This is a genomic window from Hydrogenophaga pseudoflava, from assembly GCF_031020795.1.
GTDB lineage: Bacteria > Pseudomonadota > Gammaproteobacteria > Burkholderiales > Burkholderiaceae_C > Hydrogenophaga > Hydrogenophaga pseudoflava_A.
This window is the reverse complement of the sequence record NZ_JAVHJP010000002.1, coordinates 271,863-294,993: the sequence shown is the minus strand read 5'-3', so window position 1 is coordinate 294,993 and position 23,131 is coordinate 271,863. Positions and strand designations below refer to the sequence as shown.

Annotated in this window: 23 protein-coding genes, 1 other RNA gene and 1 riboswitch; of the genes, 9 read left to right on the top strand and 15 right to left on the bottom strand. The window is 68.3% G+C overall.

Features of this window, described 5'->3' with window-relative positions:
• Nucleotides 1–6: 6 nt before the first annotated feature.
• Genes bioB through RCO38_RS07060 form a run of 9 tightly spaced genes read right to left on the bottom strand, consistent with a single transcriptional unit; the run spans nucleotide 7 to nucleotide 8,930 of the window.
• Nucleotides 7–1,014 carry a biotin synthase BioB gene (bioB, locus tag RCO38_RS07100; protein WP_308327610.1) on the bottom strand — a complete coding sequence of 336 codons (1,008 nt, stop codon included), beginning with the start codon at nucleotides 1,012–1,014 and terminating at the stop codon, nucleotides 7–9.
• 14 nt (nucleotides 1,015–1,028) lie between these two features.
• Nucleotides 1,029–1,598 carry a cob(I)yrinic acid a,c-diamide adenosyltransferase gene (gene cobO, locus RCO38_RS07095; protein ID WP_308327609.1) on the bottom strand — a complete coding sequence of 190 codons (570 nt, stop codon included), beginning with the start codon at nucleotides 1,596–1,598 and terminating at the stop codon, nucleotides 1,029–1,031.
• On the bottom strand, nucleotides 1,588–2,382 hold the full coding sequence (locus RCO38_RS07090) for an ABC transporter ATP-binding protein (protein ID WP_308327608.1): 795 nt from the start codon (nucleotides 2,380–2,382) through the stop codon (nucleotides 1,588–1,590). Before RCO38_RS07090 ends, cobO begins: the two co-directional genes overlap by 11 nt.
• Entirely contained in the window at nucleotides 2,379–3,458 is a 1,080-nt protein-coding gene (locus tag RCO38_RS07085; RefSeq protein ID WP_308327607.1) for a FecCD family ABC transporter permease, read from the bottom strand. Before RCO38_RS07085 ends, RCO38_RS07090 begins: the two co-directional genes overlap by 4 nt.
• The gene (locus RCO38_RS07080) at nucleotides 3,455–4,351 is read right to left on the bottom strand and encodes an ABC transporter substrate-binding protein (RefSeq protein ID WP_308328062.1); all 897 of its coding nucleotides are present in this window, start codon (nucleotides 4,349–4,351) and stop codon (nucleotides 3,455–3,457) included. Before RCO38_RS07080 ends, RCO38_RS07085 begins: the two co-directional genes overlap by 4 nt.
• A 5-nt stretch (nucleotides 4,352–4,356) precedes the next feature.
• Nucleotides 4,357–4,932 carry a bifunctional adenosylcobinamide kinase/adenosylcobinamide-phosphate guanylyltransferase gene (locus RCO38_RS07075; protein WP_308327606.1) on the bottom strand — a complete coding sequence of 192 codons (576 nt, stop codon included), beginning with the start codon at nucleotides 4,930–4,932 and terminating at the stop codon, nucleotides 4,357–4,359.
• Nucleotides 4,925–5,746 (bottom strand): ABC transporter substrate-binding protein, encoded by an 822-nt coding sequence (locus RCO38_RS07070; RefSeq protein WP_308327605.1) that lies wholly within the window; start codon nucleotides 5,744–5,746, stop codon nucleotides 4,925–4,927. Before RCO38_RS07070 ends, RCO38_RS07075 begins: the two co-directional genes overlap by 8 nt.
• Entirely contained in the window at nucleotides 5,743–7,095 is a 1,353-nt protein-coding gene (locus RCO38_RS07065; protein WP_308327604.1) for a cobyrinate a,c-diamide synthase, read from the bottom strand. Before RCO38_RS07065 ends, RCO38_RS07070 begins: the two co-directional genes overlap by 4 nt.
• An 8-nt stretch (nucleotides 7,096–7,103) precedes the next feature.
• The gene (locus RCO38_RS07060) at nucleotides 7,104–8,930 is read right to left on the bottom strand and encodes a TonB-dependent receptor domain-containing protein (RefSeq protein ID WP_308327603.1); all 1,827 of its coding nucleotides are present in this window, start codon (nucleotides 8,928–8,930) and stop codon (nucleotides 7,104–7,106) included.
• Nucleotides 8,931–9,010: 80 nt separating this feature from the next.
• Nucleotides 9,011–9,263: riboswitch (cobalamin riboswitch) on the bottom strand.
• A gap of 50 nt (nucleotides 9,264–9,313) precedes the next feature.
• On the opposite strand from RCO38_RS07060, the gene RCO38_RS07055 reads away from it, so the two are divergent.
• From RCO38_RS07055 to RCO38_RS07045, 4 genes are all read left to right on the top strand, one after another.
• Complete coding sequence (locus RCO38_RS07055; protein WP_308327602.1) at nucleotides 9,314–9,544, top strand: DUF904 domain-containing protein; 231 nt, start codon at nucleotides 9,314–9,316, stop codon at nucleotides 9,542–9,544.
• On the top strand, nucleotides 9,541–9,918 hold the full coding sequence (locus RCO38_RS07050) for a cell division protein ZapA (RefSeq protein ID WP_308327601.1): 378 nt from the start codon (nucleotides 9,541–9,543) through the stop codon (nucleotides 9,916–9,918). The genes RCO38_RS07055 and RCO38_RS07050 overlap by 4 nt, the downstream gene beginning before the upstream one ends.
• Before the next feature lie 69 nt (nucleotides 9,919–9,987).
• Nucleotides 9,988–10,168: non-coding RNA, 6S RNA (gene ssrS / locus RCO38_RS24315), on the top strand.
• Between the two features lie 69 nt (nucleotides 10,169–10,237).
• Nucleotides 10,238–11,053, top strand: a complete 816-nt coding sequence (locus tag RCO38_RS07045) for a sulfite exporter TauE/SafE family protein (RefSeq protein ID WP_308327600.1) — start codon at nucleotides 10,238–10,240, stop codon at nucleotides 11,051–11,053.
• Between the two features lie 6 nt (nucleotides 11,054–11,059).
• On the opposite strand, the gene rraA is transcribed toward RCO38_RS07045, so the two are convergent.
• The gene (rraA, locus tag RCO38_RS07040; RefSeq protein ID WP_308327599.1) at nucleotides 11,060–11,572 is read right to left on the bottom strand and encodes a ribonuclease E activity regulator RraA; all 513 of its coding nucleotides are present in this window, start codon (nucleotides 11,570–11,572) and stop codon (nucleotides 11,060–11,062) included.
• A 254-nt stretch (nucleotides 11,573–11,826) separates the two neighbouring features.
• Here rraA and RCO38_RS07035 point away from each other — a divergent pair, with 254 nt between their 5' ends.
• From RCO38_RS07035 to RCO38_RS07020, 4 genes are all read left to right on the top strand, one after another.
• Complete coding sequence (locus RCO38_RS07035) at nucleotides 11,827–12,282, top strand: SWIB/MDM2 domain-containing protein (RefSeq protein WP_066260275.1); 456 nt, start codon at nucleotides 11,827–11,829, stop codon at nucleotides 12,280–12,282.
• Nucleotides 12,283–12,499: 217 nt separating this feature from the next.
• Nucleotides 12,500–14,251, top strand: a complete 1,752-nt coding sequence (locus RCO38_RS07030) for an adenylate/guanylate cyclase domain-containing protein (protein ID WP_308327598.1) — start codon at nucleotides 12,500–12,502, stop codon at nucleotides 14,249–14,251.
• A 22-nt stretch (nucleotides 14,252–14,273) separates the two neighbouring features.
• Nucleotides 14,274–15,353 (top strand): phosphatase PAP2 family protein, encoded by a 1,080-nt coding sequence (locus RCO38_RS07025; protein ID WP_308327597.1) that lies wholly within the window; start codon nucleotides 14,274–14,276, stop codon nucleotides 15,351–15,353.
• Nucleotides 15,350–17,338: a hypothetical protein gene (locus tag RCO38_RS07020; RefSeq protein WP_308327596.1), complete on the top strand. Its 1,989-nt coding sequence runs from the start codon at nucleotides 15,350–15,352 to the stop codon at nucleotides 17,336–17,338. Before RCO38_RS07025 ends, RCO38_RS07020 begins: the two co-directional genes overlap by 4 nt.
• 9 nt (nucleotides 17,339–17,347) lie before the next feature.
• On the opposite strand, the gene RCO38_RS07015 is transcribed toward RCO38_RS07020, so the two are convergent.
• From RCO38_RS07015 to RCO38_RS07000, 4 genes are all read right to left on the bottom strand, one after another.
• Nucleotides 17,348–17,992 carry a Crp/Fnr family transcriptional regulator gene (locus RCO38_RS07015; RefSeq protein ID WP_308327595.1) on the bottom strand — a complete coding sequence of 215 codons (645 nt, stop codon included), beginning with the start codon at nucleotides 17,990–17,992 and terminating at the stop codon, nucleotides 17,348–17,350.
• Nucleotides 17,993–17,998: 6 nt separating this feature from the next.
• Nucleotides 17,999–18,712 carry a helix-turn-helix transcriptional regulator gene (locus RCO38_RS07010; protein WP_308327594.1) on the bottom strand — a complete coding sequence of 238 codons (714 nt, stop codon included), beginning with the start codon at nucleotides 18,710–18,712 and terminating at the stop codon, nucleotides 17,999–18,001.
• A 131-nt stretch (nucleotides 18,713–18,843) separates the two neighbouring features.
• A complete protein-coding gene (locus RCO38_RS07005) occupies nucleotides 18,844–20,538 on the bottom strand; it encodes a thiamine pyrophosphate-binding protein (RefSeq protein ID WP_308327593.1) in 1,695 nt (564 codons plus the stop codon).
• A gap of 19 nt (nucleotides 20,539–20,557) precedes the next feature.
• Complete coding sequence (locus tag RCO38_RS07000) at nucleotides 20,558–21,781, bottom strand: MFS transporter (protein ID WP_308327592.1); 1,224 nt, start codon at nucleotides 21,779–21,781, stop codon at nucleotides 20,558–20,560.
• Nucleotides 21,782–21,868: 87 nt separating this feature from the next.
• On the opposite strand from RCO38_RS07000, the gene RCO38_RS06995 reads away from it, so the two are divergent.
• Nucleotides 21,869–22,717 (top strand): AraC family transcriptional regulator, encoded by an 849-nt coding sequence (locus RCO38_RS06995; protein ID WP_308327591.1) that lies wholly within the window; start codon nucleotides 21,869–21,871, stop codon nucleotides 22,715–22,717.
• On the opposite strand, the gene arsC is transcribed toward RCO38_RS06995, so the two are convergent.
• On the bottom strand, nucleotides 22,718–23,074 hold the full coding sequence (gene arsC / locus RCO38_RS06990; RefSeq protein ID WP_308327590.1) for an arsenate reductase (glutaredoxin): 357 nt from the start codon (nucleotides 23,072–23,074) through the stop codon (nucleotides 22,718–22,720).
• Nucleotides 23,075–23,131: the final 57 nt, after the last annotated feature.

The following is a 23,131-nucleotide window of genomic DNA, read 5'->3' as shown; positions in this document are numbered from 1 at the left end:
TGCGGGTCAGGCGTGCGCCCGTGTGGTGTGCATGCCCATCTTCTTCAGCAGCGCCTGATCGGCCTCCACATCCGCATTGCCCGTCACCAGCAGCTTGTCGCCGTAGAAGATGGAATTGGCGCCGGCCAGGAAGCACAGCACCTGGGTCGATTCGGCCATCTGCCGGCGCCCGGCCGACAGCCGCACCTTGGCCTTGGGCATGGTGATGCGCGCCACCGCCACGGTGCGCACGAACTCCAGCGGATCGAGGTCGGGCTCGTCGGCCAGCGGCGTGCCCGGCACCTTGACCAGGTGGTTGATCGGCACCGATTCGGGGTACGGCTCCAGGTTCGCCAGTTGCGCGATCAGGCCCGCGCGGCCGGCGCGCGACTCACCCATGCCGACGATGCCACCGCTGCAGACGTGGATGCCGGCCTCGCGCACATGGCCCAGGGTGTCCAGGCGGTCCTGGTAGTCGCGGGTGGTGATGATGTCGCCGTACAGCTCGGGCGCGGTGTCGAGGTTGTGGTTGTAGTAGTCCAGACCCGCGCCTTTGAGGCGCTGCGCCTGTTCGCCCGTCAGCATGCCCAGGGTGCAGCAGGCTTCCAGGCCCTCGTCCTTGACCACGCGCACCAGTTCCTCGACCTTCTCAAGGTCACGGTCGTTGGGCGCGCGCCAGGCCGCGCCCATGCAGAAGCGCGAGGCTCCGGCCGCCTTGGCGCCCAGCACGGCTTCGCGCACGTCCTCGGCCGTCATCATCTTGGTGGCGGCCACGCCCGATTCGTGGTGCACCGACTGCGGGCAGTAGCCGCAGTCCTCGGGACAGCCACCGGTCTTGATCGACAGCAGCGTCGCCAGCTCCATGTGGGTCGGGTCGTGGTGCTCGCGGTGCACGGTCTGGGCGCGGTGCATCAGTTCGGGCAGCGGCAGGTCCAGCAGGGCCTGCACGTCGGCCACGGACCAGCGTTCGTTCTTCGTTGCAGCGGGCTTGGCCGGGCGGTGCAAGGTCACGGGGGATTCAACAACAGTGTTCATGGTGGGTCTCCGGTTCAGTCTTCGATGCCACGCTGGGCGGGGATGCCCGATTGGAATGCATGTTTGACCAGCGTCATTTCGGTCACGGTGTCGGCCAGCTCGATGATCTCTGGCGGGCAACGGCGGCCGGTCAGGCAGACATGCACATGGCTCGGCCGTTCGCGCAGCGTCTGCAGCACGCCGTCCAGCGGCAGCCAGCCGTAGATCAGCGGGTAGGTGATCTCGTCGAGCACCACGAGGAAGTGCTCGCCGCCCAAGACGGTGGCGCGGGCTTTCTCCCAGCCGTCGCGCGCCAGCTGGGCCGAATGCTCCAGGTCTTGGCTCTTCCAGCTGAAGCCATCGCCCAGCCCCTCGATCGGGATGCCGATCTGCTCGAACATGCGGTGCTCGCCAAAACGCGCCGAGGGCACCTTCATGAACTGGTAGATCTTGACGGCCTTGCCGCGTCCGTGGGCGCGCAGCGCCAGGCCGAAGGCGGCCGTGCTCTTGCCCTTGCCGTCGCCGGTGTGGACGATCACGATGCCGCGGCGCTCGCCCTCGGCCTTGTCGTAGGGTTTTTCGGTCGGCGGGGTTTCAATCTGCATGGTGTGACGTCTTCAAAGGGTTGATCCGCGGCAGAGCCACCCACTGCCCCTGCAGCGCGTGCACCTCGATGCGGTGGTCGAACACGGCCTCCAGCGCCCGGTGGGTGGCGGTGTCGGCGCAGGCGCCCTGGTGCATGACGCGGCCCTGGGCCATCACCACCAGCTCGTCGGCGTGCAGCGCCATGCCGACCTCGTGCAGCACGCTGACCACCGTCCTGCCTTCGCGCACCAGGGCCTGCACCAGATCGAGCCAGTCGGCCTGGTGCGGCGGGTCGAGGTTGGCCAGCGGCTCGTCCATCAGCAGCACCTGGGCTTCGACCGCCAGGGCGCGGGCCAACAGCACGCGCTGGCGCTCGCCGCCCGAGAGCTGGCCCAGCGCGCGGGCGCGCCAGTCCCAGGCCTGGGTGGCGCGCAGCGCGTGCTCCACCGCGGCGCGGTCTTCGGCGCTGGGCGGGCTGAGCCAGGCCTGGTGCGGCAGGCGACCGAGCATGGCCACGTCCCACACCGTCAGGTCGTCGGCGCTGGATTCGTTCTGCCCCAGCCAAGAGAGCTGTTGGGCGCGCTGTCGGTGCGGCCAGTCGGCCAGCGGCCGGCCCAGCAGCGACACCGCACCGGTGTGCGGCAGCAAGCCGGCCAGACAACGCAGCAGCGTGGACTTGCCCGCGCCATTGGGGCCGACGATGCTGGTCCAGCGTCCCCGCGGCAGGTTCAGCGCGATGCGGTGCAGGATGGGTTCGTCACCCAGACGGGCGCTCAACTCGCAGGTTTCGATTGCGGCGCTCACAACCCGCCTCCGCGAGACACCCTCGCATTGCGCTGCATCAGCCACAGCAGGTAGCCGCCGCCCAGCACCGCCGTCAGCACGCCCACCGGAAGCTCCTGCGGCGCGATCAGCCAGCGCGCCAGCGTGTCGGCCGCCATCAGCAGCGCGCCGCCCATGCCACTGGCCAGCAGCATCAGGCGGGCGCTGGTGGTCTTGACCAGCGACCGCACCAGGTGCGGCGCGGCCAGGCCCACAAAGGCGATCAGCCCGGTCTGCGCCACGGCGGTGCCGGTGGCCAGCGCCAGCACACCCACCAGCGCGGCGCGCATGGGACCCAGCGGCAAGCCCAGGCTGCGCGCGGTGGCGTCGCCCAGGCTCAGGCCGTCGAGCACCCGCGCCAGCAGCCAGGCCGCCAGCGTGCACAGCGCCCAGACGGACACCATCAGCACACACGCGGTCCATCCGACAAAGCTGGTCGAGCCGAGCATGAAGGCCTGCATGGCCTGCAGCGACTCGGGCGAGAACAGCAGCACCAGGTGCGTCATGGCGCCCAGCACCACGCCCACCACCACGCCGGCCAAGAGCAGGCGCAGGGTGTGCTGCACGCCGCGCGAGAGCACCAGGGTGATCAGCACCGCCAGCACCGCGCCGCAGAAGGCCGCACCGGTCAGGCCCAGGCGCACCAGCGCGCTGCTGGAGAACACGCTGACCGCCACGCCGCTGTTCATCATGCTGCCGCCCAGCATGCCCGCACCACCGCCCATGGCGGCCAGCGCCAGGGCCACGCCCAGCGACGCGCCCGAGGCGCTGCCGAGCAGGAAGGGGTCGGCCAGCGGGTTGCGGAACAGGCCCTGCGCCACCGCACCGGCGAGCCCCAGCAGCGCACCCGCGCCCCAGGCGCCCAGCGTGCGTGGCAGGCGGATCTCCCACACGATCTGCTGCGCCATGGCTGCGGCGGCCGGATCGGCCTGCGGGTCCAGCAGCGGGCCGACCAGATTCTCGAAACCGGCGCTGCCCACGCAGACGCCGAGCGCGGCCAGCGCCAGCGCCACCAGCAACAGGGCGGCCACCAGCCACGACGCACGGCGGCTGTTCACCTGGCCGGCCCTTTCGATGCCTTGCCGCCGGGCGCCCGCTCGCCGAGGCAGCGCGCCATCAGTCGCGCCCCCTCGGCCATGCGCGGCCCCGGGCGCACCAGGGTGTCGGACTCATCGGTCGTGAACACGCACAGGTGCTGCCCACGCATCGCACGCATGCTCATCCAGCCCGGGCGCTGGGCCATGCCGTCCACGCTGCGCTGGCCGATCATGATCAGGTCCGGGTCGGCGCGAACGATGTATTCGGGATTGAGTTTGGGAAACGGCCCGAGCGACGCCGGCACGATGTTCTTCGCGCCCAGCCGGGTCAGCGTTTCGCCGATGAACGAGCCCTCCCCCGCCGCATACGGCCCGGGGTTGACCTCGAAGTACACCCGCGTGCCGCGCACACCGGCCGGCAGCGACTGCGCGGCGGCCATCACCGCGGCGTCGATCGCGCGCCAGATGCGCTGTGCGTCCGGCACGTCCAGCAACTGGCCGATCTTGAGCATCACCCGTTGCACGTCGGCGTGCGTCTTGGGTTCCAGCGCCACCACCTTCAGGCCCAGCGCGCGCAGGCGCTCCCCCGCACGGGACGAGGTGGCCATCAGCACCACGTCGGGCCGCAGCGCCACGATCTGCTCGATGTTCGGGTCCAGCCCACCTCCCACCTGGGGCAGCTTCGTCAGGCTGGCCGGGTAGGTGGAATAGCGGTCCACCCCCACCAGCCGCGCACACTGGCCGAGCTCGCACACGGTCTCGGAGAGCGACGGCAGCAGGCTCACGATGCGCTGCGGCGCGCGCTCGAAGTTCACCACCACGCCGTTGTCGTCGGTGACCTGCAGGGCCGCCTGGGCAGCACCGCAGACCAGAGCCATCAACGCCCACACCAGCGCGAACCGTCCCTTGCGCATCGGGTTCATGTCCTGTCCTTCAAAGTCAGCGGCAGCCCCGCCGCCATCAGGGTCACGCGGTTGCAGGCCGCGGCCACCTGTTGGTTCAAGCGGCCCAGCGCGTCCACGAAAGCCCGCACCTCGCGCCCCATGGGAATCACGCCCAGGCCGATCTCGTTGCCCACCAGCACCAGCGGCCCGGGCGCATCGGCGATGGCCGCGCACAGTTCGTCGCCCGCTGCGATCACGGCGGTCTCGTCGCGCACCGTTGCCGGGTCGGCCGGCATCATCAGGTTCGTCAGCCACAGGGTCAGGCAGTCGACCACGATTAGGGTGTGCGCTGCGCTGTGCTGCCGCACCGCGCCAGCCAGCGCCAGCGGCTCTTCCACCGTCACCATGCCGGGCACGCGCACGGCGCGGTCGGCCTGGTGGCGGGCGATGCGTTCGTGCATCTCGGCGTCCCAGGCCTGTCCGGTCGCGACCAGCACGGCGCCGTGCGCCGGCGACGCCTCCAGCCATTGCCGTGCGAGCAGCTCGGCGCGGCGCGACTTGCCGCTGCGCTGGCCGCCCAGGACGAACTCGGTACGCACAATCTCAGCCATGGGCCTGCATCCATTCGCGCACGATGCGGTGCATCTGCTCCACGCCGTCGGTCAGGGCCGCCGGGCCGGGCTGCAGGATGTCGGCCGACTTGATCTCGAACAGCTGGCCATTGCGCACGGCGGGCACGTCCTGCCAGCCGGCGCGCGCGGCCACCTTCTCGGCTCGGAACTTCTTGCCGCACCAGGAGCCGATCACGATGTCCGGCGCGCGGCGCACGATCTCTTGTCCATCCGCGATGATGCGGTGCTTGCCCAGCGACTGCAGCGCCAGTTCGGGGAAGATGTCGTCGCCCCCGGCAATGCCCAGCAGCTCCGACACCCAGCGGATGCCGCTGATGTGCGGCTCGTCCCATTCTTCAAAGAACACCTTGGGCCGGCGTTTGCCCGCGGCGACCAGAGCGGCCACCTCGGCCCGAATCGCGTCCAGCCGCTGGCGCATGGCCGCGATGCGCGCCAGCCCCTCACCGGCGCATCCCACCATGGCGGCGACCTGGAACAGCATGGAGAAGACCTCCTCCACGCTGCGCTGGTTGAACACCGTGACCTGCACGCCCCCGCGGATCAGCGCGGCGGCGATGTCGGCCTGCAGGTCGGAGAAGCCGAACACGCAGTCGGGTTGCAGGTCCAGGATCTTATCGATCTTGGCGTTGAGGAACGCACTGACCTTGGGTTTCTCGTCGCGCGCCCGACGCGGCCGCACGGTGTAGCCGCTGATGCCGACGATGCGCGCCTCCTGCCCCAGCAGATAGAGCCACTCGGTGGTCTCTTCGGTCAGGCAGACGATGCGCTGCGGCCCGGGCAGAACGGTGCTCATGCGGCCTCCGGCAGAAAGAGTTGCGCGGTCGCTTCCGGGCTGGAAGCGAACCAAGCGTGGAAGTAGCTGGCACGCACCGGGCCCTGGCCGTAGACCGCCTCGGGCCGGCCGAACCGGCTGCCCGGCACTGTCCGGGCCACGGGAGCCAGCGGCGAGGTGGTGAGCGAGTAATGAAAGGTGTGCCCTCGCAGCTCTCCCTGCGCCGTGTCCCAGCGCTGCGGGCCGAGGGCCACCAGGCGCGGCTGCATCGCCACCTCGCCGGGCAGCAGGCCCCACATCGGCACCCGCGCACCATCGGCCAGCGTGAGGCCGTCGAACAGCGGCATCATGCCGCCGCACTCGGCCCAGACGGGCTTGCCCGCCGCGATGTGCGCCGAAAGGCTGGCGCGGCAGCGTGTGCCGTTCACGAGTGCGTCGGCGTGCAGCTCGGGGTAGCCGCCCGGCAACCAGACCGCGTCGCATTCGGGCACCGGCTCGTCGGCCACCGGCGAGAAAAACACCAGCCGCGCGCCCAGCGCGCGCAGCGTGTCCAGGTTGGCCGGGTAGGTGAAACAGAACGCCGCGTCGCGCGCCACCGCCACGGTGCGCCCACTCAGCAGTGACGCCACCGGACGCTCGGCCTGCGCCTCGAACGGCACAGCCCAGCGCTGCCAGCCCGCGGCATCCAGCCGCCCCAGCGGCGTGGCCGCCATGGCATCGGCCAGCGCGTCCAGCCGCGCCAGGGCATCGGGCAGTTCGGAAGCCACCGTCAGGCCCAGGTGGCGCTCGGGCAGCGCAAAACCGGCGTCGCGCCGCAGGCCGCCCAGCCAGCCCGCATCGATGCCGGCCGGCTCGCTGCCGAGATCGTCTCCGCGCACCGAGGCCTGGAGCATCTTTTCATGGCCTTCGCTGGCCACGCGGTTGGCCAGCACGCCGGCCCAGGGCAGGCCCGGCCGGTAGTGGCGCAGCCCGTGCACCAGCGCACCGAAGGTACCGGCCATGGAGCCGGCGTCGATCACCGCCAGAACGGGAATCCCGAGCTTCACCGCCAGGTCGGCCGCGCTCGGCTCGCCATCGAACAGCCCCATCACACCTTCGATGAGGATCAGGTCGCTGTTCGCCGCGGCCTCGTGCAGCCGGGCACGGAGGTCGGTCTCGCCGTTGAGCCAGAGGTCCAGGTTGTGCACTGGGTGACCGCTGGCGAGCTGGTGCCAGTGCGGGTCCAGAAAATCGGGGCCGCACTTGAACACCCGCACACGCCGGCCAGCCCGTGCATGCAGCCGCGCCAGCGCGGCCGTGACCGTGGTCTTGCCCTGGCCAGAGGCCGGGGCCGCGATCAGCAGGGCGGGACAGGTGGCGGTGCGGCCCATGTCGAACCTCAGCGGGGCGACCAGCTCAGGCCCAGGTAGAAGCCGCGGCCAGCCGTGGCGTAGCCCAGCACCGACTCGTAATCCTTGTCGGTGGCGTTGTCCACGCGCGCAAGCAGCCGCCAGTCGCGGGCGATGTCGGTGCTGGCCGTGAGATGCAACAGGGTGTGGGCGGGCAGCGGTTTCGTGTTGGCTTCGTCGTCGTAGCGCTTGCCCAGGTGCTGCACTTCGGCGCCCAGGCGCCAGGCGCCCACGGGCGTGTCCGCGGTCAGCGTGGCCTGGGTTTTGGCACGGCGCGCCAGCAGTTGGCCGGTCTCGGCGTTCTTCGGACGCATCAGGTCCAGCGAAGCGCCCAGCGCCACCTCACCGAGCGTCGTCCCTCCGGCCAGCGTCACACCGGTGTAAGTGGCTCGGCCGGTGTTGCCGTAGCAGCCGGCGAAATCGCCCACCCCGTTGACGCAGCTGCCAGGGCCGGCCAGATAGTCGATCAGGTCCTTGACGCGGTTGCGGTAGACCACCACGGAAGCGCGATTGGCCGCCTCCTGCCAGCGCACACCCGCTTCCATGTTGCGCGCGGTTTCCGCCTTGAGGTCGGGCGTGCCGTAGATGCTGAAGCGCTGGAACAGCGTGGGGGCGCGGAAGGCCGTGCCCACCGAGCCCGTGAGCTGGAGCGTCCTGGACAGCGCATAGCCGTAGGCAAGCGAGCCGGTGGTGTGCGCGCCGAACTCGCTGTCGTCGTCGCGTCGGGCATTGAGCTGCAGCGTGTGGTCGCCGGCACGCAGACCATAGCCCAGTGCCAGGGCGTCCTGGTGCCGGTCTGTCTTTTCGGGCGTGGTGCTGGCGTTCTCCAGCCGGTCCTCACGGCGCTCCAGGTCCACCGTGAGCCGACCCGGCCCCACGCGCAACTCGTTGCGCAGCAGCCAGCTGTCCACCGAGGTGTCCGTCAGGTAGACGGAGGGCGTGGTTTCGTACCGATCGGCTCCGCGGCTGACGCCCACGCGGGTGCTCCAGGCTTCACTCCAGCGGCTGTTCCAGTTCAGTCCCACGGTCTGCAGGTGGTGCTTGGACTGGTCGTCCTGCCCCGGCATGTAGCCGTCGTAGCCCGCCTTCTGGCGGCTGTCGAGCAGCGTGGCCTCCAGCTTCTGCCCCTCGGAGAGTTTCCATCCGAAACGGCCCGAGAACGACTCGTTGCGGTAGCCGTCTCGATCCGGGTTGCCAGAGGGTTTGGCGTTGAAGCCGTCGCTGCGCTCGGTGCCCAGACCGAAGGCGTAGTCGACCACCCCGTCGCCGCCGCGCAGGGCAGCCCCCGCTTCGTAGGTGCTGTTCGACCCCACGCCCAGGCGCAGCGACGGGAAGAAGCCTTTCTCACCCTGGCGCGTGAAGATCTGGACCACGCCGGCCATCGCGTCCGAGCCGTACACCGCCGCCGCCGGCCCGCGCAGCACTTCGATGCGCTCCACCTGGGACAAGGGAATTGCGTTCCAGGTGGCGCCGCCGGTGGACTGGGAATCGATGCGCACGCCATCGATGAACACCGCGGTGAAGCGGCCTTCCGCGCCCCGCAGGTAGACGTTGGTGGTAGACGCGGGCCCGCCATTGCGGTTGACGGTCACGCCCGGCAGGCGCTCCAGCACGTCGGAGACCGAGGCAGCGCCCAGACGGTCGATGGCGTTGCGGTCGACCAGGGTCACATCCGCCACCACATCGGTGACGGGCAGCTCGGACCGTGTCGCCGACACGACCACGATAGGCAGGGTGGACTGGGCAAGGGCGGGAAACGCGATGGCGCAAGCCAGTGGCAGCGCGGCCAGGCGCACCGGAGCAGAACGGAAAGACATGAATGAGAGACAAACGATGGTTGCCCTCGCCGTCTTCCCCGACGGCGCATGGGCGTCACGGTGAAGGCCCAGGATCAGGACGCATCACCACCGCGTTGGCCGGTATCCGGGCTGGCAGAGCAACCTCCACCGCCTTCCCGGAGCGCCGGTCGAAATCGGCAGTCCAGTGGCTGTGGGGTGGAGGCGGGGACTGGGCGAAGAACCCGTATCCCGTCTGCTTACCGTTGCGGGGGCAGCGCAGGTTAGGTCGGTCGCTGTGGACTTTCCCTCCTGCTTCCCGTTGAACTGCGGCATGTGAACCACACCGCGAGCACCAACGCAATCCATTGTAAGCCCGCGCTCCTTGCGGCAACCCTACAATGAGTTACTCACCAGTTGTCACCATGGCCGATCCCAAGCACATTGACCTGATCGCCGAGCGCGTCGAACGCCTGCTCCTTCGCCATGAAGAACTGCAGCGCACCAACGCCCTGCTGATGGAGCAGGTGGCCTCGCTCAAGGCCGAACGTGACTCCATCAAGTCCCGCCTGAACGCGGCGCGTTCCCGCATTGACGCGCTGCTGGACCGGCTGCCCGTCGGGACCGAGTCGCCCGCGAACAAGGACTCCGAATGAACAAGCCGGCCGCCAAGCAGATCGAGGTACAGATCATGGGCCAGAGCTACCTGCTGGCCTGTCCGGCAGGTGGCGAGCAGTCTCTGCTGGACGCCGTGGAACGTGTCGACACCGCCATGTGCCGCATCAGAGACGCTGGCAAGGTCAAGGCGCGTGACCGCATCGCCGTGCTCGCGTCGCTCAATCTGGCGTTCGAACTGTCCCAGAAGGAGGCCCAGGGTTTCGTGTCCTCGTCGTTCCTGCCTCCCGATCCGCCGCCTCTGCCGGAACCGGCTCATGCGGGAGAACCGCCCGATGCAGCGGCGCTGGCGCGCGCCGAGGAACTGGTGCGGCGCCTGGACCAGGCGCTGGGCAGCGACGGCCAATTGATCTGAGTCAGCTGTCCGCGCTCAACTTTTCCGACGGACGAGGACAACGCTGCCGCCTGCAGCCTCTACAATTTGGCCTGTCTGCAGTGCATGCCGGGCTTTATATTTCCTTGAACCAATGCTCCATGAGCCCGGGCTTGGTACATAACGTGGCTGGTGTGAGCGTCTCGCGTCAGATGAACCCGAAGCCCCGTTGCCCTCGCCCACCTGAACCCCCGGTTCAGGATGACGGTCCGGTGGCACTTGCAGACACCTAATTCCTTTCTTGCGGCCCCACGGATGTCTTCCTGGGGCCGCACGCTTTTCTGCCTCCCTGATTCCCTCCATGAGCCTTGAACCCCTGCTGATCGTCGAGCTGGCCCTCCTTGGGGTGTTCACCGGTTTCCTGGCGGGCCTGCTGGGCATCGGCGGCGGGATGCTCATGGTGCCGTTCATCAGCGCCATCCTCGCCCACCGGGGCGTTGCGCCTGGCCTGGCCGTGAAGATGGCCATTGCCACGTCCATGGCCACCATCATCTTCACCTCCATCTCCAGTGTTCGCGCCCACCACAAGCGCGGCGCTGTGCGCTGGGACATCGTGCGGAGGCTGGCCCCCGGCATCGTCATCGGCGCAGCGGTCGCGAGTCTCGGCGTCTTTGCGGCCCTCAAGGGCGGGGCACTGGCCCTGCTGTTCGCGCTGTTCGTGGGTTTCTCCGCGACCCAGATGCTGCTGGACAAGAAGCCCCAGGCCGCTCGCACCCTGCCCGGCACGGTCGGGCAGCTGGGTGCCGGTGGCGTGATCGGGTTCCTGTCCGGACTGGTCGGCGCCGGCGGTGGCTTTGTCAGTGTCCCGTTCATGACCTGGTGCAACGTGGCGATCCACAACGCCGTGGCCACCAGCGCAGCGCTCGGCTTTCCCATTGCGCTGGCGAACGCCCTCGGGTATGTCGTCTCGGGCCAAGGTGTGGCCGACCTGCCGGCAGGTTCGCTGGGCTATGTGTACCTGCCCGCGCTGACGGTGATCGCCATGACCAGCGTGCTGATGGCGCCGCTGGGCGTGAAGGCCGCACACGCGCTGCCTGTGAAGTCGCTCAAGCGGGCCTTCGCGCTGATCCTCTACCTGCTCTCGGCGTACATGCTCTACAAGGGCCTGACCGCCTGAGGTCCGTCAGGCGCTCCGGTGCAATGGCCGGTCGGCGATCACAGTGCCATCCTCGTCCGCATACAGCCATTCGCCTGGGCGCACGGTGACGCCCTGAATCTTCACCGGCACGTCCCGCAGCCCCTGGTTGCGCCGCTCGGTCGGCAGCGGCATCGAGGCCAGCGCACGAATGCCGGTCTCGCACACCGCCAGCTCGGCCACGTCGCGCACGCAGCCATCCACCAGCACGCCGGCCCAACCGTTGCGCGCCGCGGCCGCGCCCAGATTGCCGCCCAACAATGCACGCCGCAGCGATGCCCCGCCGTCGACCACCAGCACACGGCCCTCCCCGGCGCCTTCGACCAGAACCTTGACCTGGCTGTTGTCGTCCAGGCACTGCACAGTGACGACCGGCCCCGCGAAACGGCGACGGGCACCGAAGTCACGGAACACCGGGGGCAGCACCCTGAACGCGCCGCTGGCGTCGCCCTTGTGTTCGTCGCACAGATCGCAGGTCGAAAAATCGATGTAAGAAGTCATGGTGGGCCACTCTGATAACGGGTTTTTTGGAGCAGAAATTGGAGCACGCTCTTTGCTGCGGGTCGGGGTGCGGTGCGCAATACCGGGCGCAGTGTTGTTTTCGGGGCCAAAAAACCCCGTTTTCCCTCTGACAACGCGCAAAAAAACAGCGACTCCACCTTGGAAGGACCATGCATCTCCATTAGCATGCGAGACACCAGTGAGAGAGCGCGTTCTCCTCTGGCGTCAAACCACTTCTAGAAGGAATCCTCAACATGGCAACTGCAAAGAAAGCTCCTGCGAAGAAGGCCGCCCCGGCCAAGAAGGCCGCCGCTCCGGCAAAGAAGGCGGCACCCGCCAAGAAGGCCGCCGCTCCGGCCAAGAAGGCTGCACCGGCCAAGAAGGCCGCTGCTCCGGCGAAGAAAGCTGCACCCGCCAAGAAGGCCGCCGCTCCTGCCAAGAAGGCTGCACCCGCCAAGAAGCGCACCCCCAACGCCGCCTTCATGAAGGCCATGACCCCCAGCGCCGCTCTGGCCGCCATCGTTGGCAACAGCCCGCTGCCCCGCACGGAAGTGACCAAGAAGGTCTGGGAATACATCAAGAAGAACAAGCTGCAGGACGCTGTCAACAAGCGCATGATCAACGCCGACGCCAAGCTGAAGGAAATCTTCAAGAAGGCCCAGGCCTCGATGTTCGAGATGACCAAGATGATCAACGAACACCTGAAGTGATCAGAACGCGAAGGGGCAGCAATGCTCCTACCTCCGAAGAGCCGGCATTGCCGGCTCTTTTTTTTTTAGCGCTTGCCATACGCACCCGGAACTTTCAGATGTGAGAAACTGAAACAGCACTTCCCACTTTTGAGGTATGACAAGCCTGCCGCCCCCCAGCACCATGGGCTCTCCCGGCGAACCGGCTCCATCCCCTGAGGTGCCGCCTCTGCCGCTCATGCAGAACAAGGTGGTGCTGGTGATGGACCTGGTGGAATCCGTGAGGCTGATGGCAAACAACGAAGCGTCCGTGGTTCACCACTGGCACGGCTTCCTCCAGCACGCCCGCGAAGACGTCCTGCCCAGACACGGTGGCCGCCTGGTCAAGAGCCTGGGCGATGGCATCCTGGTGGAGTTCGACGAACCATCCCAGGCCGTCAAGGCCACCCTGCGGCTGCACCGCTATTTCGACGACGCTAACCGCCGGCGCGACGACGACAACAAGTTCTGGCTGCGCGCGGGGCTGAACGCCACCCACCTGTACATCGATGACCACGACGTGTTTGGGCACGGTGTCAATCTGGCGGCCCGTGTGGCGGGGCTCGCAGGCCCTGGCGAAACGGTCATCACGGCCAACGTGCACGAAGCCTTGGTGGACGGTGTCGACGGCGACATGGAGGACATGGGCGAGTGCTACCTCAAGCACTGGCCCGAGCCCGTGCGGACTTGGACGCTCACCCCCCCCTCGGCAACAGGCGTCATCCTCAAACCACCCACACCAGCCGCCACACCGGACGACTTCCGCGCCACCATTGCGGTGTTGCCTTTCGTCTCGCGCAGCCATGCGCCCGAGCACTTCGTGATCGGCGACCTGCTGGCAGAAGGCGTCATCGTCCAGCTTTCCCGCAGCCAGCACTTGCGCGTCATCTCGAGGCTCTCAACCGCCGTGCTCAGAGGCCGGGACGACGCCAACCAGACCGCAAGCCAGCAGCTGGACGCCCACTTCGTGCTGTCGGGCAGCTACGTGTCCCTGGGCGAGCGCGTGATGGTGACCGCGCAGCTGACCGACACCCGGCACAACGAGGTGATCTGGGCCGACCGGCTGACTGGTGACGTGATGGACGTGGTGCAGCAGGAAAGTGAGCTGATCAACGCGCTGGCATCGACCTGTGCCGACCAGCTGCTGCACTCGGAAGTGCAACGCACCCTCACGCAAGCTCTGCCCCGGCTGGACAGCAGCGCCCTGATGCTGGGCGCCATCAACCTGATGCACCGCTCCACCCGCCGCGATCTCGAGCGCAGCCAGCAACTGCTGGAGGCCCTGGTGGACCGCCACAAGCGCTCGGTCGCACCCTGGGCGTGGCTGGCCAAGTGGCACATCATGCAAGTGGTGCAGGGCATGGCTGCGGACCCCCATGCGTCATTCCAGCGCGCGATCGATATCGCAGACCGGGCGCTGGACATGACGCCGGACAGCGGCCTTGCGCTTGCCGTCAAAGGGCACGCCATGTGCCATCTGGGCAAGGACGTCGATGGATCGAACCATCTGCTGCTCGAGGCCATCCACGCGAATCCCAACGACCCGATGGCCTGGCTCTACCGGAGCGTCTGGTCCACCATGTGGGGCACGCCCAAGGAGTCCGTCACACAGGCGGAAAACGCGCTGCGACTGTCGCCACTGGATCCGCAGAAGTACTACTTCGAAATGATGCTGGCCAGTTGCCACCTATCCACGAGCGACCTGGACCAGGCCATCCAGTACAGCCGGTCTTCGCTCAACAAGAACCGGTATCACCTGCCCAATCTGAGGATCTTGCTGACTGCCCAGTTCGAATCTGGACAGACTTCGGAAGCGAAAGAAACGTTTGCGTTGCTTCGGTCGCAGCAACCCGACCTGACGTTGTCGCAGTACCTATCTTCCGGGAGCCTCAGTCCGCTGCGGCAGCGCACCGCACGGGTGCTCGAGTCGCTGGGCCTTCCCAGAACCTGAATCCAACCAACGAGGAGAAGCCATGAGTGCAGGAGTCAGCGCAGGTGTGAGTGCGGGTGTCAGTGCAGGAGTCAGCGCTGGCGTGAGCGCGGGTGTCAGTGCCGGCGTCTCTGGTGCCAGCATGGTCTCCTCCGATGCCCTGATCATCAGCCGAGCTGCGATTGCAGGCCCATTCGATGGCGCGGTGCTCCACCCCACCACACCCGGGTTCAATCAGGACCAGAACCTGCGCCTCTGGGCCGACGGCCCGCGGATGACCACCTGCTTCGAGGAACTGGTCGAAGGTCTTTCCGTCAGCGCGTCGGCGAGTACCAGACAGGCCGATGTGAAGTTCGCCAACCTCGGTGCAGCCACCATCAAGAACCGGACGCTGGTTCAGCTGTTGGGGCCTTCCAAGAACCTGCTCAAGCTGCAGCTGGATCTGGTCGCGGCCTACGCGGATCTGCGCGGGGACCGGGCCGCCGAGGTGCTGGACCAGCTCACGGCGCCGATCGGCTACTGGTCTGCCGTGCTGGGCCTCACTGCCCATCGCCACAAGAAAACACTGCAGCTGATCGAGATCGCGCTGGGTCTGTCCGTGCATGTCGAGATGCGCCTCAAACATATTTTTGCCATCCTGCGCCCAGTGGAGTTGTCGCCACAGATCCAGCCCATGATTCCCACCCCGGGACACGGCAGCTGGCCCAGCGGCCACGCGACCGAAGCGTTTACCGTCGCAACGCTGCTGGAGGCGTTCATGGACCAGGCGCGGCCCGGCAAGAACGATGGACAGCACAGCCGCACGCAGCTGCAGCGCCTGGCGGCGCGCATCGCGGTCAACCGCACAGTGGCCGGGGTGCACTACCCGGTGGACAGTGCGGTCGGCCGTCTCCTGGGGACCAGCCTCGGGGAGTTCTTTGTGACCCGTGCCACCGGCGGGAGCGTTCGCTTGCGGGGCTTCGACAGCGACCAGTTCGTCGAAGCGGATGGCGCGCCCAAGGACTTCAAGCTCAGCGACCCCATGGATGCGGGCGCCTACAGCGTGAGCGGACCGCAGATTCCGCTGCCCCAGGCCGACACCCTGGGCTGGCTGTGGCAGGAGGCCCTGAAGGAGTGGTCATGAGCGCGGCCCAGCCCTGGCAGCCGCTGCCCAAAGGTGAGGTCACCGGCACCGACTGGTCCCAACCCGGCAGCATCGAGGGCGCCGACCCCTACCTCGCGTGGGCCGAAGCCGACCGCTTTGAAGGCTACCGGCTGGGCGAAGGCCCGGCCGCTCGGCCGAGCTGGCTGCCGATCATCATTGAACTCCACCCCGGCTTCGGCATTCAAGACCTGCTACAGGCGTCAGACGTGAAGTGGCTGCAGGTTCCCAAGGCCTACCTGCTGCTGCCCGGGCTGCGCTTCTGCACTGCGCGCGCACGAAAGGGCTTTTTTAAGGCGATGCGCAAGCGCTCGGACCTGGCCGGCATCGTCCGGCGTTATGAGCTGGGCCTGCCCGTGGAGGAGCACACCGGCCGCCTGACCGACCCGGCACTGCCCGGCGACTCGGTCCCGCCGTGTCCGGAGCCCGTGGGCGGCAAGGTGATCGGCATCATCGATGGCGGCCTGGCGATGGCCAACGCGGCCTTCCTGAAACCCGACGGACAACCGAGGGTGCGCCACTTCTGGCGCCAGGATGAGTTCGACGGTCCGCACGGACCGGGCCTGGGTCGCCGCCTGCGCAGCCGCCTCGACCCTCGACGCGCCGGACCGACACCGCCCGTCATGGGCTATGGACATGAGCTCACGGCGGCCGACATCCGCGCCGCCATGGACCGGTTCACGCTGAATGGCTCGGTGGACGAGGACGATCTGTACGACTACCTGCAGTGCTGGGACCTGAAGCACCCGGTCAACCACGGGACGGTGGTGGCGAGCCTGGCCGCCGGCCCCTGGCGGGCCACCGCCCGCATGAGCAGTGCGGCCCACACGCCGGACATGACACCGGCCCACGACGAGGCCAGCCGCGCGCCCCTGATCGCGGTGCAGCTGGACTGGTCCAACGTCATCGACACCTCGGGTGGGGCGATGAACGTCAGCGTGCTGGACGCGCTCATGTTCATCCTGAACCGGGTGACCACCGATGCGCAGCTCGTGGTGAACATCAGCTGGGGTACGCTGGCCGGCCCACACGACGGCACCTCGGTGCTGGAAGCGGCCATGGACCATCTGATCGCGCTGTGCACGCCCGAGCGGCTGCAGGTCTTCATTCCCGCGGGCAACGGCTACCAGGACCGCACCCACGTGAACCAGACCCTGCTGCCGGGCGGTGAACCGGCCGAGCTGCACTGGCACATCCAGCCCGACGACCGCACCCAGAGTTTTCTCGAGTTGTGGCTGGGCGACCCCGACCTGCCCGAAGAAGCGCTGCAGGACATCGGCATCGAGGTCACTTTGCCCGGCGGGCAGGTGCTGGAGCCCATGACCGTCGGCAACGCAGGTTGCTGGCCCTCGACCACCGCACCCCAGCTGGCGCTGGTGTTCCCGAGAAAGACCGCATTGGGTCGGCACGGCACCTGCGCCCTGCTCGCCCTGTGCCCCACCGCCTCCCACCACCCCGAAGACCGGCTGGCGCCGGCGGGCGTGTGGCAGGTAAAGGTGCACAACGGCGGGCTCAACCCCGTGGTGCTGGACGCCTACGTGGAACGCGACGACGTGGCGCAGGGCACCTACACCGGCGCCCGCCAGTCTGCGATGCTGGACCGCTTCTACGACACCAGCGGCAACATCGACAGCTTCGTCGACCACCCCGACGACCCGACCCCGATACGGCGCAGCGGGGTGTTCAACAGCATCGGGACGGGGCAGCGATCGGTCTCGGTCGGCGGCGTCCGCTTCGCCTCGAGCGCCTTCGACCCGGCCGCCCGCTACAGCCCCAGGCTGCCGGACCCGGACGCCGCTCGCCTGCCGCAACGCCACGGGGTGAAGAAGGTGCCGGATGAACTGGCTGTGAGCGACGAGAGCACAGCGCTGTGGGGGGTGCTGGGAGCGGGCAGCCGCAGCGGCTCATCGGTTCGCATGTATGGCACCAGCTGCGCGGCCCCTCAGATCGCCCGAAAACGCCTCTGATGCTGGTTGTTACCAGCGCGCCGGCAAGGCCTTGAGCAGCCAGATCCAGCGCTCGCGCACGGCAATGTAGCCGCCGGTTTCGAGGTCCTTGAGCAGGCGGGACACCATCTCGCGTGAACACGCCAGGTGCTGCGCCAGTTCCTGGTGGGTCAGGCGCTCCGCCAGCCTGCGCTCTCCAGAGGCTTCGGGCTCCCGGGCCAACTGGTTGAGCAGGCGCACCAAGCGCCCATAGACATCGATAAGGGCCACGTTGCCGGCGCTCTGCGTCGCCAGCCGCGCCCGGCGGATCAGCCGGGCCATGAGTTCGAGCGCGAACTCGGGGTGCTGGGCAATGTAGTTCAGCAGCACGGCACGGGAGATCACGGAACAGGTCGTGGCGTCGACCGCTTCCACGTTGGCCGAGCGCGGGCCGCCGTCGAGCGACATTTCGCCCACATACTCCAGCGGGCCGTAGAAGCCCAGGGTCAGTTCCTTGCCGTTGCCATCGCCGAGAAAGGCCCGCAGACGGCCTTGCAGCACGATGTAGATCGTGTCGCCCGACTCACCTTCCTGGATCAGCAGCGCGCCATTGCGGTAGCGTCGCTGCACGCCCAGTGCCGCCAGCGCCTGGATATGCGAAGAAGGCTCTGTGCTGGCAGGAAGGAAGGCGGACATCCGGGCTCATGGTTGGGCGAACTCCATGGCATTGTGCGGCATCGCGGAGATCACCCGCAAGGCGGGCACCACGGGCGGCAGGCTGTGCACCTTCTGCATCAGGGCGCGGATGCTGCCGCAGCCGGTTTTTTCGCGCAACGCCTTGATCTGGCTGCGCACGGTGGACTCGGCCACCTTGTGGTCGGCGGCGATCTCGGGAATCGAGGCGCCGCGGCACAGGGCCAGCAGCACCGCCTCTTCGCTGGGGCTCAGGTTCTGCGAGCGGGCGAACATGCGCAGCGCCAGGTTGTCGCAGGCGTTCTTGCGGGACAGCAGCACCAGCACGGTGGGTGCGTCGAACTCCAGCGGGTGGTTCAGCGGCACAAAGGCCAGCGCCAGCTCGTGCTCGCCCTGCTTAAGCTGCAGCAGGCGGCGCTGGCCGCGCAGTGCGTGCTCCAGGGCGCCCTGGATCTGGGTGGTGAGTTCGGTGTTGCGGCCCAGCAGGGAGCGCGCATGGCTGACGATCATCCGGCCGGTCGACAGCTCATGCCGGGCCAGGTGGTTGGCGTGTCGGATGTGACCCTGGGCATCGATCACTAGCAGACCGTAGTCGACCTCGTCCAGCACCCGCAGCAGCAGGTCCTGACCCAGGCTGTCCGGCACCGGCTGCGTGCGATCGGCGTGGAAGTACAGGTCGTTGGTGGTGCGGTCGATCAGGCGGCGTTGGGCGGTGGTTTCCATGGCGCTTTCCTCGTGTGTTGCGGATGGGGAAAGCTTAGAAACCGGCCCCCGTCCTGAGGCGTGTGCCATTGCCCACCGGCCTGTGACCTATTCACAAGCCCCGTTGCTTCAGAGCAACAAAATCACCCCGCTCAGCGGGCTTTATTCCGGATCGCCGAAAGGGTGCCGCGGGTGGTGATGACCTCCGGATCGAGCATCACTTCGATCAGCGAGCCGCCCTCGGCAGCCAGCGCCCGCTGCAGCGCCGCCTCGAACTCGCCGGTGTGGGTGATGCGCTCGGCCGCGTAGCCATAGGCCTGCGCGAGCGCGCAGAAGTCGGGGTTCCTCAGGTCCGAACCACTCACCCGCGCCGGGTACTCGCGCTCCTGGTGCATGCGGATGGTGCCGTAGGTGCCGTTGTTGAGCAGCAAGATGATGGACTTCGCGCCGTGCTGCACCGCTGTGGCCAGTTCCTGCCCGTTCATGAGGAAGTCGCCATCGCCCGCGATGGTGAAGGCGGTGCGGCCCGTGAGGATGGCCGCGCCGATGCCCGCGGGCACGCCGTAGCCCATGGCGCCGTTGGTCGGGGCCAGCTGCGTCTTGTGCCCTTTGACCAGGCCGTGGTAGCGGTAGAAGCGGTGCAGCCAGGTGGCGAAGTTGCCGGCGCCGTTGGTGAGCACCGCATCGGCCGGCAGGTGCTTCTGCAGTGTGTGAACGATGGCCGGCATGTCGATGCTGCCGGGCAGCACGATGCCGCCGTTCTTCACCTCCACATTGGCCTCGTAGTCGGCGTGGCAGGTGGCTGTCCACTCGGACCAGGGCAGTGTGGGTGGCGCGGTCAGCACTTCCAGCGAACGCGCCGCCGCGTTCATGGTGGCCTGGATCGCCAGCGTGGGCTGGTAGACCCGGCCCAGCTCTTCGCCACTGGCATGGATGTGCACCAGCTTCTGCGCCGGCACCGGCGCCTCCAGCAGTGTGTAGCCACCCGTGGTGGCCTCACCCAGGCGCGGACCGATGGCCAGGATCAGGTCGCTCTCGCGGATGCGTCGGGCCAGCGCCGGGTTGATGCCCAGGCCGACATCGCCCGCGTACTGCGGGTGGTGGTTGTCGAAGCAGTCCTGGAAGCGGAAGGCATTGGCCACCGGCAGCTGCCAGTTCTCGGCAAAACGCTGCAGCGCGGCGGCGGATTGCGGCGTCCAGCCCCCACCGCCGGCGATCACCAGCGGCCGCTCGGCCGCCAGCAGCAGCGTGCGCAGCTCGCGCAACGCACCCGGGTCGGCCCAGGCCTGCACCGGCTCCACACGCGGCAGCGGCTCGGCGTCCACCGTCTGCGTCAGCATGTCCTCCGGCAGCACCAGGACCACGGGTCCGGGCCGGCCGTTCATCGCGGTGGAGAAGGCGCGCGCCACGTACTCCGGGATACGGCGTGGGTCGTCGATGCGTTCCACACGCTTGGCCATGCCTTTCGTGCTCGGGCCGAAGAAGGCGTTGTAGTCGACCTCCTGGAAGGCCTCACGGTCGCGTGCGTCGCTGGCCACGTCGCCGACGAACAGCACCATTGGCGTCGAGTCCTGGTAGGCGGTGTGCAGCCCGATCGAGGCATTGGTGGCTCCCGGGCCGCGGGTCACGAAGCAGATGCCGGGGCGCCCGGTCAGCTTGCCCTGGGCCTCGGCCATGAAGGCCGCTCCACCCTCCTGGCGGTTGGTCACGAAGCGGATGCGGTCGGCGCGGTCGTGGAAGCCATCGAGCACGGCAAGATAACTTTCGCCCGGCACGCCGAAGGCCTGGGTCACGCCCTGGGCGATGAGGCAGTCGACGAGCAGGTGTCCGGCAAGTTGTGTAGTCATGCCGGAATTGTGCACAGACTCAGCGGGTGGTCCGGCGCCCCACGCCAATGGCGGCGTAGACGGACACCAGCAGCACCAGCGCCGCACCGGCCAGCGTGAGCGCGTACCAGCCCCGGTCCATGAACACGCCAAAAATCATCGGCGACACCGCAAAGCCGACGTCCAGCCCGGAGTACACCGTGCCGTACACGCGGCCGGTCGCACCCTTGGGCGTGGCCTTCTTGATCATCATGTCGCGGCTGGGGCCGCCCACGCCCACCGCGAAGCCGGTGGCCGCCAGGACCACCATGGTGCCGGTTCCGTTGAGCCAACCCGTGGCACAGACCAGCAGCAGCACCGCGCCAGCGGTCATCGCCCAGGCCACGACGCGGTCGCTGTGTTTGGAGGTGGCGGCCACGAAACCACCGACGAACATGCCCAGCGCGCCGCACAGCATGTAGGCACTGACGGTGAGCGTGGCGGCCTCCACACTGACCCCGTGCAACTGCTTGAGGATGGACGGCGCGAAGCTCTGCACCACCGCCAGCGTCATGGTGGACAGCAGGAAGAAGGCGAAGCACCACCAGACCACCGGCAGCTTCATGAACGCCAAGTCCGACCCCTTGGGCGCGTCGGCGTGGCGCACATGCACCTCCGTGCGCAGCTTCGCGCGCTGCCAGAACAGCAGCGCCAGCACCACCACGTACAGCAGCGCGGCGCAGCGGTAGGCGGTGCGCCAGTCGGCGAGCGCCGTGATGCCGACCAGGAAGGCCGGCGCCAGCGCCCAGCCCAGGTTGCCGGTCAGGCCGTGGGCGCTGAAGGCGTAGCCCAGCCGCGGCGCCGAGACACGCTGGTTCAGGATGGTGAAGTCGGCCGGGTGAAACGGCGCGTTGCCCAGGCCCGCCAGCACCGCCACGACCACCAGGCCCGCGTAGCCTGTGGCCATGGACGCGGCCAGCGACGCCAGCAGAAAGCAACTGATGGCCGCGAACAGCACCGGGCGCGCGCCGATGCGGTCGACCACGAAACCGGACATCGCCTGGCCGGACCCCGAGATGACGAAGAAGATGCTCATCAGCAGGCCCACGTCGGAGTAGCTCAGGCCGAAGTCGCGCATGAAGATGGGGAACAGCGGCGCCAGCAGCAGGTGCGAGAAGTGGGAGGTGCCATGCGCCAGGCCGACCAGGCCGATGACGGAGGCGTCCTGTTTCAGGGGCACGGGGTTGGCCTGCGGGGGTACGGCGTCGAGGGTGGCGGTGTTCATGCGGGGCATGGTACGGGCGGATGAGGCGGCCGATAGGCGATAGGAAGACAACTATCATCGAATTTCAGCCAAGTCCCGGAGCCTCCCATGAACAGACGCGAGCGCCGCGCCGTGCCCGTCGGCGACACCGATCCCTTCCGACCTTCGCCCGAGCGGCCGGTGCGCTGCCGGGCCCGGGCCATGGGCCACGACACCCAGTTCGAGCCGCACCACCACCCCTGGGGTCAGCTGGCCTACTGCGCCAGCGGCCTGCTGCAGGTCACGGTGGCCGACGCCGCGCCGGACCGGGCTTCGGGGCTGGAGACCACGACCATCGTGCCGCCGTCGCGCGCCGTGTGGATCCCTCCTGGCGCCCGCCACGCGGTCAGCATGCTGGAGACGTCGCAGCTTTACACGCTCTACATCGACCCCACGGTGGTGACGCCGGACTGGCGCCGCTCGCGGGTGCTGGTGGTTTCCCCACTGCTGCGCGAGCTGGTGCTGGGGATGGAGCTGCCGCACCACGCCGGTGACGAACTGCGCCAGCGCGCGCTGTCCACCCTGGTTCTGGCCGAGCTGGCGCACGCGCCCACCCAGCCATTGGGCGTGCCCATGCCCGATCCACAGCGTGGCGACCGGCGCCTGCGGGCCCTGTGTGAAGCGGTGCTCAATGCGCCTGCGCAGCACGCCACGCTGGCCGGCTGGGCGGCCCACAGCGGCGCCAGCGAGCGCACCTTGGCGCGGCTGTTCCGGGAAGAGCTGGGCACGGGCTTTCAGCGCTGGCGCCAGCAGGTGGTGCTGGCGCACGCGCTGCCGATGCTGGCCCGGGGCGTGCCGGTGAGCCAGGTGGCGGCCGCCAGCGGCTATGCCAGCGACAGCGCTTTCAGCGCGATGTTCCGCGCCGCCCTGGGCCAGCCGCCTTCGCGCTTCGGTCCGCCGGTCGCTGGGCCGGCCTGATCAGAGCACGTCCCGCAGACGCTCCTTGGGGCGGCAGAGTACGGTGCCGCGGGGCGTGACCACGATCGGCCGCTCCACCAGCACCGGGTATTGCACCATCAGGTCCAGCCACTCGGCGTCGCTGCGGTCCGGCTTTGCCTCGGCCAGCCCGGCGTAGAGATCACCCTTGCGGCGCAGCAGTTCGCCAGCGCTCATGCCCATGGCCTGAAGCAGTCCGGCCAGCTGCTCCTGGGTGTACGGCTGCTTGAGATAGTCGATCACCTCCGGCTCGGCCCCGGTCTCGCGAATCGCGGCCAGCACGTTGCGCGAGGTGCTGCACTGGGGGTTGTGGAAGATGGTGATGGAAGAAGGCTTCATCGCGGTGCTCCGTGTGTCTCGCGGGCGAGCATAACGCCCGCTGGCGGTGCGGCCCTG

Bases quoted from the DNA above. Each gene is read 5' to 3' on its own strand.
- bioB (WP_308327610.1), bottom strand. From the start codon at position 1,014: ATGAACACTGTTGTTGAATCCCCCGTGACCTTGCACCGCCCGGCCAAG.
- cobO (WP_308327609.1), bottom strand. From the start codon at position 1,598: ATGCAGATTGAAACCCCGCCGACCGAAAAACCCTACGACAAGGCCGAG.
- RCO38_RS07080 (WP_308328062.1), bottom strand. From the start codon at position 4,351: ATGCGCAAGGGACGGTTCGCGCTGGTGTGGGCGTTGATGGCTCTGGTC.
- RCO38_RS07075 (WP_308327606.1), bottom strand. From the start codon at position 4,932: ATGGCTGAGATTGTGCGTACCGAGTTCGTCCTGGGCGGCCAGCGCAGC.
- RCO38_RS07070 (WP_308327605.1), bottom strand. From the start codon at position 5,746: ATGAGCACCGTTCTGCCCGGGCCGCAGCGCATCGTCTGCCTGACCGAA.
- RCO38_RS07065 (WP_308327604.1), bottom strand. From the start codon at position 7,095: ATGGGCCGCACCGCCACCTGTCCCGCCCTGCTGATCGCGGCCCCGGCC.
- RCO38_RS07060 (WP_308327603.1), bottom strand. From the start codon at position 8,930: ATGTCTTTCCGTTCTGCTCCGGTGCGCCTGGCCGCGCTGCCACTGGCT.
- RCO38_RS07055 (WP_308327602.1), top strand. From the start codon at position 9,314: ATGGCCGATCCCAAGCACATTGACCTGATCGCCGAGCGCGTCGAACGC.
- RCO38_RS07050 (WP_308327601.1), top strand. From the start codon at position 9,541: ATGAACAAGCCGGCCGCCAAGCAGATCGAGGTACAGATCATGGGCCAG.
- RCO38_RS07045 (WP_308327600.1), top strand. From the start codon at position 10,238: ATGAGCCTTGAACCCCTGCTGATCGTCGAGCTGGCCCTCCTTGGGGTG.
- rraA (WP_308327599.1), bottom strand. From the start codon at position 11,572: ATGACTTCTTACATCGATTTTTCGACCTGCGATCTGTGCGACGAACAC.
- RCO38_RS07035 (WP_066260275.1), top strand. From the start codon at position 11,827: ATGGCAACTGCAAAGAAAGCTCCTGCGAAGAAGGCCGCCCCGGCCAAG.
- RCO38_RS07030 (WP_308327598.1), top strand. From the start codon at position 12,500: ATGCAGAACAAGGTGGTGCTGGTGATGGACCTGGTGGAATCCGTGAGG.
- RCO38_RS07025 (WP_308327597.1), top strand. From the start codon at position 14,274: ATGAGTGCAGGAGTCAGCGCAGGTGTGAGTGCGGGTGTCAGTGCAGGA.
- RCO38_RS07020 (WP_308327596.1), top strand. From the start codon at position 15,350: ATGAGCGCGGCCCAGCCCTGGCAGCCGCTGCCCAAAGGTGAGGTCACC.
- RCO38_RS07015 (WP_308327595.1), bottom strand. From the start codon at position 17,992: ATGTCCGCCTTCCTTCCTGCCAGCACAGAGCCTTCTTCGCATATCCAG.
- RCO38_RS07010 (WP_308327594.1), bottom strand. From the start codon at position 18,712: ATGGAAACCACCGCCCAACGCCGCCTGATCGACCGCACCACCAACGAC.
- RCO38_RS07005 (WP_308327593.1), bottom strand. From the start codon at position 20,538: ATGACTACACAACTTGCCGGACACCTGCTCGTCGACTGCCTCATCGCC.
- RCO38_RS07000 (WP_308327592.1), bottom strand. From the start codon at position 21,781: ATGAACACCGCCACCCTCGACGCCGTACCCCCGCAGGCCAACCCCGTG.
- RCO38_RS06995 (WP_308327591.1), top strand. From the start codon at position 21,869: ATGAACAGACGCGAGCGCCGCGCCGTGCCCGTCGGCGACACCGATCCC.
- arsC (WP_308327590.1), bottom strand. From the start codon at position 23,074: ATGAAGCCTTCTTCCATCACCATCTTCCACAACCCCCAGTGCAGCACC.